1 protein-coding gene is annotated in these 281 nt (G+C 69.0%); it reads right to left on the bottom strand.

Features of this window, described 5'->3' with window-relative positions; translation table 11 throughout:
- Positions 1-281 (bottom strand): hypothetical protein (locus TW83_RS16310; protein ID WP_045983839.1); only part of this gene is annotated, 281 nt, incomplete at both ends.

Raw genomic sequence — 281 nt, 5'->3', positions numbered from 1 at the left:
CCGCTCGGCCTCGGCCTCATCGATGCCCAGCAGGGACAGGGCATGGACCAGATCCAGCCAGTTCTTGCCCGCGGCGACAAAGCCGATCCGCGCGCCCGACTTGCCCCAGACCTTGCGGTCGATGCGGTTCGCACGGCTGAACGCCTCGGCCGCCCACCGCTTGTGGTCGATCATCCGGGCTTCCTGTGCGACGGGCGTGTCGCCAAGGCGAATGTTCAGCCCCCCCTCGGGCAGCACGCGCTCCGGAAGGGTGAGGACCATCCGATGCGGATCGCCGTCGA

It is taken from the genome of Paracoccus sp. S4493, assembly GCF_000967735.1.
Classification (GTDB): domain Bacteria; phylum Pseudomonadota; class Alphaproteobacteria; order Rhodobacterales; family Rhodobacteraceae; genus Paracoccus; species Paracoccus marcusii.
This window is presented reverse-complemented; position numbering and strand designations above follow the sequence as displayed.